16 protein-coding genes and 1 tRNA gene are annotated in these 15,189 nt (G+C 71.4%); 7 read left to right on the forward strand and 10 right to left on the reverse strand.

The genetic code is table 11. The annotated features are described in order from the left end of the window. Positions 1–4: 4 nt before the first annotated feature. A complete protein-coding gene (locus ACIGA3_RS22085) occupies positions 5–631 on the reverse strand; it encodes a rhomboid-like protein (RefSeq protein ID WP_399718250.1) in 627 nt (208 codons plus the stop codon). Between the two features lie 49 nt (positions 632–680). Between ACIGA3_RS22085 and ACIGA3_RS22090 the strand changes: the two genes are divergently transcribed. The 3 genes from ACIGA3_RS22090 to ACIGA3_RS22100 are packed head-to-tail and all read left to right on the forward strand — an operon-like array spanning position 681 to position 3,738. After that, complete coding sequence (locus ACIGA3_RS22090; RefSeq protein ID WP_399718252.1) at positions 681–1,526, forward strand: aminoglycoside phosphotransferase family protein; 846 nt, start codon at positions 681–683, stop codon at positions 1,524–1,526. Positions 1,527–1,585: 59 nt separating this feature from the next. Beyond that, complete coding sequence (locus tag ACIGA3_RS22095) at positions 1,586–2,653, forward strand: nitrous oxide reductase family maturation protein NosD (RefSeq protein WP_399718255.1); 1,068 nt, start codon at positions 1,586–1,588, stop codon at positions 2,651–2,653. Positions 2,654–2,712: 59 nt separating this feature from the next. Continuing rightward, positions 2,713–3,738, forward strand: coding sequence for a methyltransferase (locus ACIGA3_RS22100; protein ID WP_399718258.1), 1,026 nt, complete (start codon positions 2,713–2,715; stop codon positions 3,736–3,738). Positions 3,739–3,821: 83 nt separating this feature from the next. On the opposite strand, the gene ACIGA3_RS22105 is transcribed toward ACIGA3_RS22100, so the two are convergent. Genes ACIGA3_RS22105 through ACIGA3_RS22135 form a run of 7 tightly spaced genes read right to left on the reverse strand, consistent with a single transcriptional unit; the run spans position 3,822 to position 9,051 of the window. Further along, entirely contained in the window at positions 3,822–4,145 is a 324-nt protein-coding gene (locus tag ACIGA3_RS22105) for a TcmI family type II polyketide cyclase (protein ID WP_030804500.1), read from the reverse strand. Positions 4,146–4,183: 38 nt separating this feature from the next. Next, positions 4,184–4,660: an SRPBCC family protein gene (locus ACIGA3_RS22110; protein WP_399718261.1), complete on the reverse strand. Its 477-nt coding sequence runs from the start codon at positions 4,658–4,660 to the stop codon at positions 4,184–4,186. A gap of 1 nt (position 4,661) precedes the next feature. Beyond that, positions 4,662–4,919, reverse strand: coding sequence for a phosphopantetheine-binding protein (locus ACIGA3_RS22115; protein ID WP_399718263.1), 258 nt, complete (start codon positions 4,917–4,919; stop codon positions 4,662–4,664). 24 nt (positions 4,920–4,943) lie between these two features. After that, on the reverse strand, positions 4,944–6,182 hold the full coding sequence (locus ACIGA3_RS22120) for a ketosynthase chain-length factor (RefSeq protein ID WP_399718266.1): 1,239 nt from the start codon (positions 6,180–6,182) through the stop codon (positions 4,944–4,946). A gap of 7 nt (positions 6,183–6,189) precedes the next feature. Next, positions 6,190–7,449, reverse strand: coding sequence for a beta-ketoacyl-[acyl-carrier-protein] synthase family protein (locus ACIGA3_RS22125; protein WP_399718269.1), 1,260 nt, complete (start codon positions 7,447–7,449; stop codon positions 6,190–6,192). Continuing rightward, positions 7,446–7,907, reverse strand: coding sequence for a cupin domain-containing protein (locus ACIGA3_RS22130; RefSeq protein WP_399718271.1), 462 nt, complete (start codon positions 7,905–7,907; stop codon positions 7,446–7,448). The genes ACIGA3_RS22125 and ACIGA3_RS22130 overlap by 4 nt, the downstream gene beginning before the upstream one ends. Before the next feature lie 58 nt (positions 7,908–7,965). Beyond that, positions 7,966–9,051 (reverse strand): SchA/CurD-like domain-containing protein, encoded by a 1,086-nt coding sequence (locus tag ACIGA3_RS22135; RefSeq protein ID WP_399718273.1) that lies wholly within the window; start codon positions 9,049–9,051, stop codon positions 7,966–7,968. A 199-nt stretch (positions 9,052–9,250) separates the two neighbouring features. On the opposite strand from ACIGA3_RS22135, the gene ACIGA3_RS22140 reads away from it, so the two are divergent. Continuing rightward, the gene (locus tag ACIGA3_RS22140; RefSeq protein ID WP_399718276.1) at positions 9,251–10,891 is read left to right on the forward strand and encodes an FAD-dependent oxidoreductase; all 1,641 of its coding nucleotides are present in this window, start codon (positions 9,251–9,253) and stop codon (positions 10,889–10,891) included. Between the two features lie 243 nt (positions 10,892–11,134). On the opposite strand, the gene ACIGA3_RS22145 is transcribed toward ACIGA3_RS22140, so the two are convergent. Together ACIGA3_RS22145 and ACIGA3_RS22150 are read right to left on the reverse strand one after the other, a co-directional pair. Further along, positions 11,135–11,908: a glycosyltransferase family 2 protein gene (locus ACIGA3_RS22145; protein ID WP_399718279.1), complete on the reverse strand. Its 774-nt coding sequence runs from the start codon at positions 11,906–11,908 to the stop codon at positions 11,135–11,137. Positions 11,909–12,086: 178 nt separating this feature from the next. Beyond that, a tRNA-Thr gene (locus tag ACIGA3_RS22150) sits at positions 12,087–12,160 on the reverse strand. A 217-nt stretch (positions 12,161–12,377) separates the two neighbouring features. Between ACIGA3_RS22150 and ACIGA3_RS22155 the strand changes: the two genes are divergently transcribed. The 3 genes from ACIGA3_RS22155 (at position 12,378) to ACIGA3_RS22165 (ending at position 15,124) form a co-directional block, all read left to right on the forward strand. Further along, positions 12,378–13,517, forward strand: coding sequence for an ABC transporter ATP-binding protein (locus ACIGA3_RS22155; RefSeq protein WP_399718282.1), 1,140 nt, complete (start codon positions 12,378–12,380; stop codon positions 13,515–13,517). Positions 13,518–13,720: 203 nt separating this feature from the next. Beyond that, the gene (locus tag ACIGA3_RS22160; protein WP_399718284.1) at positions 13,721–14,206 is read left to right on the forward strand and encodes a hypothetical protein; all 486 of its coding nucleotides are present in this window, start codon (positions 13,721–13,723) and stop codon (positions 14,204–14,206) included. 186 nt (positions 14,207–14,392) lie between these two features. Further along, on the forward strand, positions 14,393–15,124 hold the full coding sequence (locus tag ACIGA3_RS22165) for an NDP-sugar synthase (RefSeq protein ID WP_399718286.1): 732 nt from the start codon (positions 14,393–14,395) through the stop codon (positions 15,122–15,124). Positions 15,125–15,189 lie beyond the last annotated feature (65 nt).

The raw sequence follows: 15,189 nt of genomic DNA on the forward strand, positions 1-15,189 counted from the left end.
GGCGTCAGCTCCGCAGCGCGGTCGGCGTCTCGCGCGGGTTCCAGGTCCGGCCCCGGCCCCGGACGAGCGGATAGCAGGCCAGGCCGATGAGGGCGGCGAGGGCGTGGCCGACGTCGGTGAAGGTGCGGCCGACGGTGAGCGGGACGGCGTACAACGCGACGAGGACGGCGAGGTACGGGTACCGCCAGGGCGGCGCGATCCGGTACGCGAGTACGCCCATCACCCCCGCCAGGGCGTAACTCACCCCGATGTCCAGGGTGTTGACCGCCGAGGGCGGCGCGTGGCCGTCGTTGACGGCCTTCAGCAGCGCCAGCTCGCTGATCAGCGTCGCCAGCACATGCGCGGCCGCGCACACCACCAGCCACCGAGCCGTACCGAGCCACCGCTCCGCCTGCGCGTGGAACACGCTGTACGCGGCGGCGTACGGCAGCCAGCGCCCCCCGTCGATCCACATCGCACTCGTGATCAGCACCCGCACCGGGTTCTGCGACAACTCATGAATATTGGTCGACCGCTGCCGCAGAAACTCCTTCTCGAACTCCGGCGACATGTGATGCAGAGCCACAGTGCTGACAAACAGCACGGCGAGCCACACATAGGTGCCGGGGGCGGAGCGCACATAGGCCCCCACCGCCCGAAACCCTCGCCGCACTCGGATGACCCGGCTCACATCCGTCAGTATGGTCGGCCTGGTGAGCGAGGTGCCCGGCGAGCTGGTCCGGCGTGCCGGAGAGTTCCGGCGTCGCTGGCGGCTGCGCGCGGACGGGCCCGCACTGTCCGGCGTCTGCTCGCTGGTCGTACCGGTGACCGCCGCCGACGGCACCCCCGCCGCCCTCAAGGTCCAGCACCTGGACGAGGAGTGCGCGGGGGAGGCGGAGGCCCTGCTGACCTGGGCCGGGGACGGCTCCGTAAGGCTGCTGGCGCACGACGCGCCGACCGGCACGCTGCTGCTGGAGCGGCTGGACGCCCGCCGCCCGCTGTCCGCGCTGCCCGACACCCGCGAGGCGGTCGGTGTCATCGGTGACCTGCTGGCCCGGCTCACCGCGCACGCCGCCCCGCCCGGACTGCGCCGACTGGGTGACATCGCGCGCTCGATGACGGAGCGCGTCCCGTGGGCCCTGCGCACGGAACCCGACCCCGCCGCGCGACGCCTGCTGCGGGACTGCGCGGCCGCTCTCCGCGAGGTCGCGGACGAACCCGGCGACCGGCTGCTGCACTGGGACCTGCACTACGGCAACGTCCTGGCCTCCGCCCGCGCGCCCTGGCTGGCCATCGACCCCAAGCCGCTGGCCGGCGACCCCGGCTTCGAGCTGCTGCCCGCGCTCGCCAACCGGTACGACCCGGCCGACACCCGCCGGCGCTTCGACGTGCTCACCCACGCCGTCGGTCTGGACCGGGAGCGGGCGCGGGCCTGGACGCTGGCGCGGGTGCTGCAGAACCGGCTGTGGCAGCTGGCCGAGGGCGACGCCGGGCATCCGGAGGGCGATGTGCGGCTCGCTGTCGGGCGGGCGTTGCGCGACGCCTGACACGCCGCCGGATGGACTATCGCCGGGATACCGGATTAAACGGTCATACCGTACGCGGTATGAAGAGATGTCACATCGCATATCTCGCCTGCACCGCGGCCCTCGTGGGCGCGGGAATGGGGGCGGTCCCCGCGGCCGCCGCTCATCAGACCCTCGTGGTCCGTCCGGGCGAGTCGATCCAGAAGGCCGTCGACGTCGCCAGGCCGGGCGACACCGTGCTGGTGCTCGCCGGCACCTACCACGAGAGCGTGCAGATCAGCACGCCCCGCCTCACCCTGCGCGGTGCGGGCGCCCGCACGATCGTCAAGCCCGCCGCCACCAAGACCGGCAAGGACGCCAACACCTGCGCCAAGAACGGCAACGGCATCTGCGTCCTCGGCACCAAGACCAAGAACATCGAGGGCGTCACCGTCTCCGACCTCACCGTCACCGGGTTCGCCCGCGCCGGGGTGTTCGGCATGGCCACCGACCGCATGACGGTCCGCCACGTCCGCGCCGTCGACAACGACACCTGGGGCATCGCCCAGGAGCGCTCCGTCGGCGGCGTCTTCCGCGAGAACGTCGCGGAGCGCAACGGCGACGCGGGACTCTTCCTCGCCAACACGATCAAGGAGGAGGCGGGGGCGTACGACGCCGGACGTACCGTCGTCGAGCGCAACCGGCTCCAGGACAACCGCATCGGCGTCACCGTCCGCCGGCTGCGCAACCTGACCGTCTCGGACAACGGCATCAGCGGCAACTGCGCCGGTGTCTTCGTCGTCGGTGACGAGAACAAGCCGAAGGCCGGTCATCTGACCGTCGCCCGCAACCGCGTCTCGCAGAACAACAAGTCCTGCCCGAAGACCGAGCGCCTGCCCGCCCTCCAGGGCTCCGGCATCGTGCTGACCGGCGTCGAGCAGACCCGCGTGACCGGCAACTACGTGCGCGGCAACGCCGGCAAGTCCCCGCTCTCCGGCGGCATCGTGCTCTTCAAGAGCATGGTCGGCGCCACCGGTGACAAGAACCGGATCGACGGCAACACGCTGTCGGCCAACGCCCCCGCGGACCTGGTGAACACGGACACCGGCAAGGGCAACACGTTCGAGCGCAACTCCTGCCGGGCCTCGAAGCCCGCGGGCCTGTGCTGACCGCCCGCCCGCTGCCGATCGATGACCGAAGAAGGCCGAAGAACGAGAAAGGGCGGCAGATGACGACCGCTGAGACAGCCCCACCGCCCCCCATGCGCCTGCGCGAGCTGGTGTTCGGGGCGGCCTGCGCCGCCGCCGTCCGGGCCGCCGCCCGGCTCGGCGTCGCCGACGCCCTCGGTGACGAGCCGAAGCCCGTGGAGGACCTGGCGGCCTCGGTGAAGACCGAGCCCAAGCCACTGCGCCGGCTGCTGCGCGCCCTGTCCTGCTACGGCGTCTTCGCCGAGCGTCCGGACGGCACCTTCGCGCACACCGACATGTCCCGCCTGCTGCGCGAGGACGACCCGAACAGCCTCCGCGCCATCGCCCTGTGGTGCACCGAGCCGTGGACCTGGGACGCCTGGCCCCGGCTGGACGAGGCCGTGCGCACCGGGGACAACGTCGTGGAGTCCCTCTACGGCAAGGAGTTCTTCACCTACCTCAACGAGGACGCCCCCGAGTCCGCGGACGTCTTCAACCAGGCCATGACCCGCTCCAGCGAGCAGTCGGCCCGCGAGGTAGCCGCCCTGCTCGACCTGTCCGGCTCCTCCTCGGTGGCGGACCTCGGCGGCGGCCAGGGCCATGTCGTGGCCTGCCTGCTGGACAAGTACCCGACGATGCGCGGCAGCCTGCTGGACCTGCCCCGCGTGGTCGAGAACGCCCTCCCCCGGCTCCGGGACGGCGACCTCGCCGACCGCGCCGAGATCGTGCCCGGTGACGTGCGCGCGTCGGTCCCGGTGAAGGCCGACGTATACGTCATCAAGAACATCCTGGAGTGGGACGACGAGAGCACCGCCCGGCTGCTCGGCAACGTCGTCGCCGCGGGCGGCCCCGGCACCCGCGTCATCGTCATCGAGAACCTCGTCGACGACACCCCCTCGATGCGCTTCAGCACCGCCATGGACCTGCTGCTCCTGCTGAACGTCGGCGGCGCCAAGCACACCACCGAGTCCATGACCGGCCGGCTGACCTCGGCCGGTCTGGTCGTGGACGACATCCGTCCGGTCAACCCCTACCTGCACGCCTTCGAGTGCCACGTGGCCGGCTGACACCGGAGACGCACCGAAAACCGGCCGCCGGGCCCGCGACGCTGCGGGACCGGCGGCCGGTGGTCATCCGGGGAGTCGGACGGTCAGTCGCGCTCCCACACGTAGAAGCGCTCCGCCATCGCGTCCTTCGGGGAGCGCCAGGTCTCCGGGTCGTACGCGCTGACGTACGCCGACAGGCGCTCGCTGATCCCGCGGAACTCGGGGTGGCCGGCCACCTTGGCGATGGCCGGGGCCGGGTCGCTGTCCGACTCGACGAGGTGCATGTACACGTCGCCGAACTGGAAGAGGCTGCGGCGGCGCACCCCGACGAGGTGCGGCAGCTCGCCCCGGTCCGACTCCGCGAAGATCTTGGCGATGTCCTGGGCCGAGCCCGGTGCCATCCGGGCCACGATCAGTCCCTGGTGCATGGGGGGTGTCCTCTCTGGCCTCTTGGGCCGCTCGCCGGTCAGTCGGCCAGGGCCGGGGCGGGGCGGTCCCCGGCGGCCTGCTGGATCTTGTCCCGGATGAGCGCCAGCTGGACCTTGGAGTTGCGGTTGATGTTGTCGGTCATCCAGTCGTCGTCGACCGGCGCCTCGGGCTTCATGGCGAAGTCCTGCGTCCACACCATCCGGGTACCGGCGGGCACTTCCTCGTAACTCCAGTGGATGTCCATGTGGGCGAAGGGGCCCGTCTCCACGCGGCGGGCGCGGACGGTGAGGTTCTCGCGGTCCGGCTCGCGCTCGGAGACCCAGCTCCACACGGTGCCGTTGTCGTCCGGGTGCATGGTCAGCCGGAACGTCGTCTTGCGGCCCTCACGGGAGAGGACCTCGACGGACGCGTACTCGCTGAACAGCTGCGGCCAGTTCTCCAGGTCGTTGGTCATGTCCCAGACCAGGTCGAGCGGAGCGGCGATGGTGATCTCGTTCCGGGTGTGTCCGGCCATGTCAGGCTCCTGCCATCAGTGCGCTGTTGACGAGGTCGAGGAACGCCTGCGGCGTCTTGCAGCGCTCGGCGTCCGGGGGCATCGGGGTACCGTGCCGGTTCTCCAGCTCGCCGACGATGCCCAGCAGGCCGAGCGAGTCGAGCCCGAGCGTCTCGAACGGGGTCTGGGGCTGCTCCCGCAGCACCTCGGGGGCGACGGTGATGCCCGCCGCCTTCTTCATCAGGGCGGCCAGTTCTTCTTCGGTGATCTGCGCGTTCATGCCGTTCTCTCCTTTGCTGTTCGCCTACTGGGCGCCGTGCCGCAGCACCAGCGCCGAGTTCGACCCCATGAGGCCCCGGCTGAGGACCAGCGCCGTGCGCGGCTCGGCCACGCGGGCGCTCCCGGTCACGAGGTCCAGGTCGTGGCAGACGTCCACCACGTTCGGTGTCGGCGGGATCAGGCCGTGTTCCATCGCCAGCACCGCCGCCGACACGTCCAGCACCGGTGCCGCGCAGTAGCCGCGGCCGATACCGGTCTTCGGTGCCGTCACCGGCACCCGGCGCCCGTGCTCACCGAGCGCGTCCACCAGCGCCAGCGCCTCGGCACGGTCCGCCTCCGGCACCCCGAGGGCGTCGGCGAAGACCATGTCGACCTCCTCCGGCGCGCACCGGGCTTCCGCCAGCGCCGTCCGGATGGCCTGCGCCAGCCCCTCGCGGGACTCGGCCCAGCGGGAGGCCCCGGTGAACGTCGCCGCGTGTCCCGCGACGTACGCCCGGACCTCGGCCCCGCGCTCCCGCGCGGACCGCTCCGCCTCGATCACGAGCATCGCGCCGCCCTCGGCGGGCACGAACCCGCACGCCGCCCCGGTGAAGGGGCGGTACGCACGCGCCGGGTCGCTCTCCCCGCTCAGCTCTTCGTACCCGAGCTGGCAGACCACCGAGTACGGCGCGAGCGGCGCCTCGGTGGAGCCGGCCACCATCACATCGGTGCCCCGGCGGACCGCGCGGGCGGCGTGCGCGAGGGCGTCCAGACCGCCCGCCTCGTCGGAGGCGACCACCGAGCAGGGCCCCTTGAAGCCCCGCCGGATGGAGATCTGACCGGTGCTGGCCGCGTAGAACCAGGCGATGGACTGGTACGGGCCGACGAACCGGCTGCCCTTGCCCCACAGCTGCTGGAGCTCGCGCTGGCCGAACTCGCCGCCGCCGGAGCCGGAAGCGGTGACCACCCCGATGGAGAACGGGTCCGCCGCGGTGTCGGCCTGCCCCAGCCGGGCGTCCTCCAGCGCGAGGTCCGCCGCCGCCATGGCGAAGTGCGTGAACCGGTCGGTCTGTACCAGGAACCGTTCCTCGACCACCGCCGGGTCGAACTCGCGAACCTCGCCCGCCACCTTCAGCGGCAGGTCCTCGCAGCCCTCCCGGGTCACCCGGTCCAGGACGCTGATGCCCTCCTGGGTGGACTTCCAGAAGGTCTCGGTGCTGATGCCGTTCGGCGCGACCACCCCGATACCGGTGACGGCCGCCCGCCGTTCCTTCGGTTCGCTCATCGTGTCCTCACTCCCTCGGCCGGGTCAGGATCACCGCGGACTGGAAACCGCCGAACCCGCTGCCCACGGAGAGCACACCGTTCAGCTTCCGCTCCCGTGCCTCGCGCGGGACGTAGTCCAGATCGCACTCGGGGTCGGGGGTCTCGTAGTTCGCGGTCGGCGGGACGGCCTGCCTGGCGAGCGCCAGCACACACGCCACCACCTCGATGGCCCCGATCGCCCCGAGGGAGTGCCCCACCATCGACTTGATGGAGCTCATCGGGGTGTCGTAGGCGTGCTGCCCGAGCGCCCGCTTCACCGCGGCCGTCTCGTGGCGGTCGTTCTGCCGGGTGCCGGAACCGTGCGCGTTGACGTAGTCGATCGCGGTCGGGTCGATCCGGGCCTGGTCCATGGCCGTCTCGATCGCGCGGGCCATCTCCAGGCCCTCGGGGGTCAGACCGGTCATGTGGTACGCGTTGCCGAACGTGGCGTACCCGCTCAGCTCGCAGTACACGTGCGCACCGCGGGCCCGTGCGTGCTCCAGCTCCTCGAGCACCAGCACCGCGCCGCCCTCGCCCATGACGAACCCGTCACGGTTGTTGTCGAAGGGGCGGGAGGCATGCGCCGGGTCGTCGTTGTTCGAGGACGTCGCCTTGATCGCGTCGAAGCACGCCATCGTGATCGGCGAGATCGGCGAGTCGGAGGCACCGGCCAGGCATATGTCCGCCCGGCCCTCCTGCACGGTGTGGAAGGCGTACCCGACGGCGTCCAGGCCCGAGGTGCAGCCCGTGGACACCGTCTGCACCGGGCCCCGCGCGCCGAACCGCTCGGCCACCGACGAGGCGACCGTGCTGGGCGAGAACGCCCGGTGCAGCTCCGGCCGGGCCTGGGTGTGGTCCACATCCCAGCGCTGGCCACCATGGCTGACCAGCACATAGTCGTTCTCCAGTCGGGTGGTGCCGCCGACCGCGGTGCCGACCGACACCGCTATCCGCCACGGGTCCTCGGCCGCCAGGTCGAGACCCGAGTCGTGCACCGCCTCGTCGCCGGCCACCAGCGCGAACTGGATGTACCGGTCCGCCCGCTCCACCTGCTCGGCGTCCAGACCGTGGGCCGCCGGGTCGAAGTCGCACTCGGCGGCGATCCGCGAGCGCAGCCCCGAGGGGTCGAAGAACGTGATGCCCCGCGTCGCGGTCCGGCCGTTGGACAGCAGGTCCCAGAACGCCGGCGCGCCGATCCCGCCCGGAGCCACGATGCCTATGCCCGTGACCGCCACCCGGCGGGTCATGAGCGCACCCGGTCCCGGCCGGCGGCACCGGCACCACCGGCCTCCGTCACCACCGCGGCGGCCCCGATGACGTCCGTCTCCTCGGTGTCCACGTGACCGAGCTGCGGACGCGGGGCCAGCGGACCCAGGTGGAAGACGATGCGCGCCTCCTCGTCACCCACATTGCGGAAGCGGTGCCGCATGTGGGCCGGGATCATCAGGCCCTGCTCCGGCTTCAGGGGGTGCGCCTCGCCGTCGAGGTCCACCTCCAGCCGGCCGCAGATCACGTACACGAACTCCTCGGAGTACGGGTGGTAGTGCTCGCCGATGCGGTCGCCGGGCTGCACGATGGCCACGCCCATGAAACCGCTGGTGGCGCCGACCGTCGCCGGGGTCAGCATGGCGCGCAGGTCGCCGCCGCGCCGGGTGTTGTGCTCGGTGTCCTTCAGGTCGATGATCTTGGGACGGTGTTGGATCACAGCTTCCTCCGTGGAATGTGCCGCGTCGGCGGTTGCGGGGTGAGAGGCGGTCACCGGATCAGTCGTCCGAGGCGCGCCGGTCGGTGACGAGGTCCATCCGGGCGGCGTCGCCGGCGAGCAGCTCGCGCAGCTCGGCGGCCGCGGCCGGGTCGGCGGGGAGCGCGCCGACATCCTTGCCGCGTACGTCCACCAGGCGCACCACCACGTCGTCGCGCTGGAAGACCGTGCTGCGCAGCACCGCGCTCGCCGGGTCGTCGGCCGCGGCCTGGTCGTGCTGGGAGATCAGCTCGGCCAGCCGCATGCCCTGGCCGGCGCGGGCCGGGTAGAACAGCGCGAGGCGGTTGCCCTCCGCCTGCTCGTCGGCCACCACGTGGTGCACCGCCGGGAGCGCCGCGCGGGTGAAGAACATCCGGGCCGACTCCTGGTCGTCCAGGTCCCGGTCCTGCTCCAGGTAGGGGTTGATGGCCTCCTCGACCGCCCGCACCTCGGGCTGCCGGGCCACGTGCCGCAGCGCCGCGAGCAGGTCGCCGCGCACCTCGATGGCCCGCACCACCCGGTTGCCCTGCATGAACAGCGAGGTCCGCACCAGCTGCGTGGTGTCGTCGACGCGGGACTTGGGCGAGGCGTAGTCCGCGAGGATCGCCGCGACCTTCTTCTCGGTGCCGGGCTTCACGGTGAAGGTGAGCGCGTGCCGGATGACTCCGTCACCGATGCGCGGGTGCGTCTGGAGCCGGCGGCCGGGGGCCGACTCGGCGGGGACCGCCGGGCCGCCCGTCTCGCGGACGATGTGGAAGCGCAGCGAACGGGTGTCACGCACGCAGGAGTGCAGCGGCTCCACCATGTGCACGTGCTCCTCGCTGTTCACCCAGGTGAGGAACGGCGGGGCGCTCTCCCACTCGCTGGTGATGAGCCACTGCGAAGGGTTCTCGATGGACTGGCACAGCTGGTCGCTGACGTGGCCGGGAACCCGCGCGACCTGGGCGCAGAGCTGCTCGTACGCCTCCAGGAACTGCTGCTGAGCGCCGTCGTACACGTCGACCAGAAGGACGACCCGCAGCGGGGAGCCGTCGAACACGGACTGGGAGACACGCTTGGACACCTCGCGTGCCTGCGTTTCTGAGGGACGTTCAGACGTGGTGGTCATCCTGCACACATCTCCTTCGCGGGGCAGAACCGGTGCCGGCCGCGGATGGGGCACGGCAGCGTTCCTTGATCCTGTGCCGGTCCCCACAAGCCCGCGACTCCTGTGAACCACGTGGGTGATTGGCCACGCGGAGCAGGCACGGGCGGGCATGAAGAGTCACAGGCGCCCCACGCGCTCACCCCAGCCACTGGAGGCTTCGATGCATCAGAAAGCCGACCACCGGGTCCCCGTCCTCATCGTGGGCGGCTCACTGGTGGGCCTGTCCATGTCCGTGTTCCTGGGCCGTCTCGGTGTGCGGCACATGCTCGTCGAACGGCACTCAGGGACCTCGATCCACCCGCGCGGACGCGGCAACAACGTCCGCACGATGGAGCTGTTCCGGGTCGCCGGAGTCGAGCCGGACATCAAGGCCGCCGCCTCGCTCCTCGCCGACAACCACGGCATCCTCCAGACGCCCACCCTCGTGGGTGACGCCGGGGAGTGGCTGTTCAAGAACATCGACCCCGGCGGCGGCCTGGCGCGGTTCAGCCCCACCGCCTGGTGCCTGTGCAGCCAGAACGACCTCGAACCCGTCCTCCTGGACAGCGCCCGCGAACTCGGCGGCGACCTGAGGTACTTCCACCAGATGGAGTCCTTCGAGCAGGACGCCGACGGAGTGACGGCCACGGTCGTCGACCGCGGCACCGAGGAGCGCTTCACCGTCCGCGCCGACTACCTCGTCGCCGCCGACGGCCCGCGCAGCCCCGTACGGCGCGCCCTCGGCATCGGCCAGAGCGGACCCGGCGAGCTGTTCGCCAACGTCAGCGTCACCTTCCGCTCCAGCACGCTGGCCGATGTCGTCGGCGACCGCCGCTTCATCTGCTGCTACCTCACCCACCCGGACGCGGACGGCGCGCTGCTGCCCGTGGACAACAAGGAGAACTGGGTCTTCCACGCCCCCTGGCACCCCGAGCGCGGCGAGACCCTGGAGGACTTCACCGAGGAGCGGCTGCGCGACCACATCCGCCGGGCGGTCGGCGCCCCCGAACTCGACGTGAAGATCACCGGTATGGCCTCCTGGCGTGCCGCCGAACGCGTCGCCGACCTCTACTCCTCCGGCCGCGTCTTCCTCGCCGGCGACTCCGCCCACGAGATGTCGCCGACCGGCGCCTTCGGCTCCAACACCGGTATCCAGGACGCCCACAACCTCGCCTGGAAGCTGTCCGCCGTCCTGACCGGCTGGGCCGGCCCCGGCCTGCTGGAGTCCTACGGCGCCGAGCGCCGCCCGGTCGCGGCCGCCACCAGCGCCCGCGCCTCCGCCCGCTCGGTCGAGCACAGCCACCCCGGCTTCGCGCCGGCCCCCGGGGTCGGCGGCGCCAAGCGCGGCGGCATCCTCAACGTCGTCCTCGGCTACCGCTACCCCGCCGGCGCCGTCCTCGGCGCCGACCCCGACGCCCCGGTCGTCCCGGACGGCCTCGCCCTCGACGGCCGCCCCGGCAGCCGCGCCCCGCACCTGTGGGTACGCCGCGGCGGCCTGCGCCTGTCCACCCTGGACCTCTACGAGCGCTCGATGGTCCTGCTCACCGACGCCCCCGACGACGCCGGCTGGTACGCGGCGGCCCGCCGGGTAGCGGCGGAGGACGGCATCGCCCTGGACGCCTACCGCGTGGGCCCCGGCCCCGACGCCGACCTCACCTACGACACGGAGGGCACCGACTGGGCGGAGTCCCACGGCACCACGGCGGACGGCGCGGTCCTGATCCGCCCGGACGGGTTCGTGGCCTGGCGCGCGACGTCCGCGGCCGCGGACCCGGACACGGCCCTCCGCGAGGCCCTGTCGTCCCTGCTGACCCCCGCCTGACCCCTCCCGACCCCCGAAGGCCGCCCACACCTCTTGGTGGGGGCGGCCTTCGCCGTGTGCCACGGCTGAAGCTCAGGAGCCCGTGCGGCACGACCGCTGCCGCCGGATCACCGCAGCCACGGCCCCAAGCCCAGACGCTTCGTCATACCTGATCGGATACCCCCGAAGGAGCGGTCAGCGCCCCGGGCCCGGACGTCTCCCAAGTCGTGCGTGCGGGTGTCTGGCCGGGTCGCGCCGAGGGTCCTAGATCCGCGAATTGCGCAGCGATTGCCATACGGCGCCGGCCAGTGCCCGCGTCGCCCGCGGGACCGACAGCCCTTCGTGTTCGCGGTACAGCTCCCAGTTGTACGGCACGAGCGACAGCTTGTTGGAGGACAGCGATCCCGCCTGGTGAGACCTGTACACCGCAAGCGGATCGTGAAGACCCCGGGCCTCAGCGCCGTCCCGCATGATCGACAGCCACAGGGCGTAGTCCTGGCGCTTCCGCATCTCCGGCATCAGCCTCGAGCCCAGGACGTTGCGGTCGTACATGGCGGTCAGTGCGCCGATGTGGTCCCGCACCAGCATCGCGCGGTAGTCCACGTGGTTCCGTGCGCGGACCACCCGCCCGTTCGGGATGAAATCGGTGCTCTCGCCGGCATAGTCGGCGTCCATCTTGTAGTAGGAGGTGAACGTCAAAGGCGCGTCACCCCCGGCAGCGAATTCGATCTGCCGCTCAGTCTTCTCCGGAAGCCACATGTCGTCGCTGTCGAGAAAGGCGACGTAGTCTCCCCGGGCCCGCTCGATCGCGAGGTTGCGTGCCCGGCCGGCACCGCCGCGTTCAGGCGCCGATTCCGGCAGCACTCGCTTGTCCTGACGGGCGAACTCCATGAGCAGATCCATGGAGCCATCGGAGGATTTGTCGTCGGTGACCAGCAGCTCCAGGTCACTGTGGGTCTGCGTGAGCACCGACCGGATCGCTGCGCCGAGAGTGGCTGCCGAGTTGTACACGGGCATCACGACTGACACCAGGGACACAGCACTTCTCCTTGCCAGGCCAGTGACGACGGTCCATTCAAGCACCGCGATCAGTAGGAGCTGTCATGCCCGCACCGGTGGACGATCCTGGCGTCTCAGGTGGGCCGGCCATCGCCTCAGCAGACCTCAGAAACCGCAAAGGCCCAGGTCAGATGAAGTCTGTCCTGGGCCTCACCAGAGCCCCCTGTCGGATTCGAACCGACGACCTACGCATTACAAGTGCGTTGCTCTGGCCAGCTGAGCTAAGGAGGCGTGGGCGGGGTGTGCCCGCTGTCTGTGAAGTGTACCCATGGGGCGGGGTGGGGCCGGCGGAGTTCGTCCGGGGGAAATTCGGGGGCGTCCAGGTGCTGACAGGGCAGGTGGGCGCCGGGTACGGTCCTGAGCCAGTTCACCTGGGTGAACTGACCGAACCACCTTCCTACAACGGATCGTCCGGCACGTTCCTGCCGGTAGAAGGGGGCCCTTCACCATGGCCACTGTCACGTTCGACAAGGCGACCCGGATCTATCCGGGCTCCACCAAGCCCGCCGTCGACGCCCTGGAGATCGCCATCGAGGACGGCGAGTTCCTCGTCCTCGTCGGCCCGTCCGGCTGCGGCAAGTCCACCTCGCTCCGCATGCTCGCGGGGCTCGAGGACGTCAACGGCGGCGCCATCCGCATCGGCGACCGCGACGTCACCCACCTGCCGCCCAAGGACCGGGACATCGCCATGGTGTTCCAGAACTACGCCCTCTACCCGCACATGACGGTCGCGGACAACATGGGCTTCGCCCTGAAGATCGCGGGCGTCAACAAGGCGGACATCCGGGCGAAGGTCGAGGAGGCCGCCAAGATCCTCGACCTCACCGAGTACCTGGACCGCAAGCCGAAGGCCCTCTCCGGCGGTCAGCGCCAGCGTGTCGCCATGGGCCGCGCCATCGTCCGCGAGCCGCAGGTCTTCCTCATGGACGAGCCGCTGTCCAACCTGGACGCCAAGCTCCGCGTCTCCACCCGCACCCAGATCGCCTCCCTCCAGCGGCGCCTGGGCACCACCACCGTCTACGTCACCCACGACCAGGTCGAGGCCATGACGATGGGCGACCGGGTGGCCGTGCTGAAGGACGGCCTGCTCCAGCAGGTCGACACCCCGCGCAACATGTACGACCGCCCCGCCAACCTCTTCGTCGCCGGCTTCATCGGCTCCCCCGCGATGAACCTGGTCGAGGTGCCGATCACCGACGGCGGCGTGAAGTTCGGCAACAGCGTGGTGCCGGTCAGCCGGGACGCGCTCTCGGCCGCCGCCGACAGGGGCGACACCACCGTGACGGTCGGCGTCCGCCCCGAGCACTTCGAGGTGGTCGAGCTGGGCGGCGGCGCGGCGGCCACCGCGCTGACCAAGGACAGCGACGACGCCCCGGCCGGCCTCGCCGTCTCGGTGAACGTCGTCGAGGAGCTGGGCGCCGACGGTTACGTCTACGGCGCCGTCGAGGTCGGCAGCGACGTGCGGGACCTCGTCGTCCGCGTGAACGGCCGTCAGGTGCCGGAGAAGGGCTCCACGCTGCACGTCGTACCGCGGCCGGGCGAGATCCACGTCTTCTCGACCTCCACGGGCGAGCGCCTCTCCGACTGACCGGGGAGCAGGGCAAGTTCGACGGGAGGGGGTCCTACGGGGCCCCCTTCCGCCGTCACCGGGCACGGTTGGGCGGATATCCCGGCACAGGGATCAATTCGGGCACCCGACGTCAACCCCCTACCCAGAAAGCAGCACGACTTCATCCCCCGTAAGGGTGACTAAATGTCGCCAAATCATCACCGGGCGCTACCCTCACTCGCGTGACGCACTCCACCACCCCTCAGACGCGACGCGGCCACCGGGGCGGCCCTGCCCGCCGGATCGGCCGCACTCTCGCCCTCGTCCTGCCCGTCGTCCTGGTGCTCTCCGGAACCCTCGCGGTCACGCGGGTCAACTGGTCCGGGGACTCCGAAGGCTCGGTGCTCACCGCCTCGGACGTCGCCCCGGCCCAGGCTCCCGCCAAGGCCAACACCGCCCGCACGGTCACCGCCAAGCGGGCCGCCCCCCAGGACGCCCTGCGCGAGCGGCTGCTGACCGAGCTTCAGGACAAGAACCCCGGCGTGGTCCTGACCCACCTCCAGCAGGCGGTGAACGGCCACCCGGCGCTCGCCGAGCACTGCACCTCGATCGCCCGCACCCTGGGCAGGGCCGCGGTCCGCCTCTACGGCGCCTCCCGCGCCCAGTCCTACGCCCGCCCGGTCTGCGACACCTCCTTCGCCACGGGCGTGCTGGCCGCACATAGCTGACCGGCACATGGCTGGCCCGCACATGGCTGGCCCGCACATAGCTGATCAGCACATGGCCGGCCCGCACATAGCCGACTGCCACATAGCTGCCCCACACACAGCTGACCGCACCACAGGTGACGACAGCCGCAGGAGCGGCCTGTCGCGCCCCTGGCGCCGGCCGGGGCGCCACGTACAGTTCGGGGCATGACCCATCCGAACGTCGCGTCGCGCCCCACCCAAGCCGTCGTCCTGGCCGGCGGCCAGGGCTCCCGGCTGCGCCCCTACACGGACGACCGGCCCAAGCCGATGGTCGAGATCCCCGGCACGGGCACCCCGATCATCGGCCACCAGCTGAACTGGCTGGCCGAAGAGGGCGTCACCGACGTGGTGGTCTCCTGCGGCCATCTCGCCGAGGTTCTCGAGAAGTGGCTGGCCACGGCCGACCTGCCGCTGTCCGTCACCACCGTCGTGGAGACCGAGCCCCTCGGCCGCGGCGGCGGCCTGAAGTACGCCGCCGCGCATCTCCCCCGCCCCGACCGGCCCTGGTACGCCACCAACGGCGACATCTGGACCCGCTTCTCCCTGCGGGACATGGCCGACTTCCACACCGAGCGGGACGCGGTGGCCACCCTCGCGCTGGCCCGGCCGCGCATCCCCTGGGGCGCCGTGCGCACGGACGGCTTCGGGCACATCACCGACTTCATCGAGGCACCGCCGTCCACCGTCGAGATCAACGCTGGTGTGTACGTCTTCTCCCCCGAGTTCCGCGACCTGCTGCCCGACCGCGGCGACCACGAGCGCGCCACGTTCCCCCGCCTCGCCCGTGAGCGCAAGCTCGCCGGGTTCCCGCTGCCGCAGGGCGCGTACTGGCGGGCCATCGACACGGTCAAGGACCTGACCGAGGCCGCCAAGGAGCTGGACGGCGAGCGCGCCTAGCCGACGCCCGCCACCTGCCGCACCCAGCACACCGCACACCGAAGGGCCCCGTACCTCACCGGTGA

Origin of the sequence: Streptomyces sp. NPDC085596, from assembly GCF_044541565.1 — a bacterium.
In the GTDB taxonomy this organism is placed as follows: Bacteria; Actinomycetota; Actinomycetes; order Streptomycetales; family Streptomycetaceae; genus Streptomyces.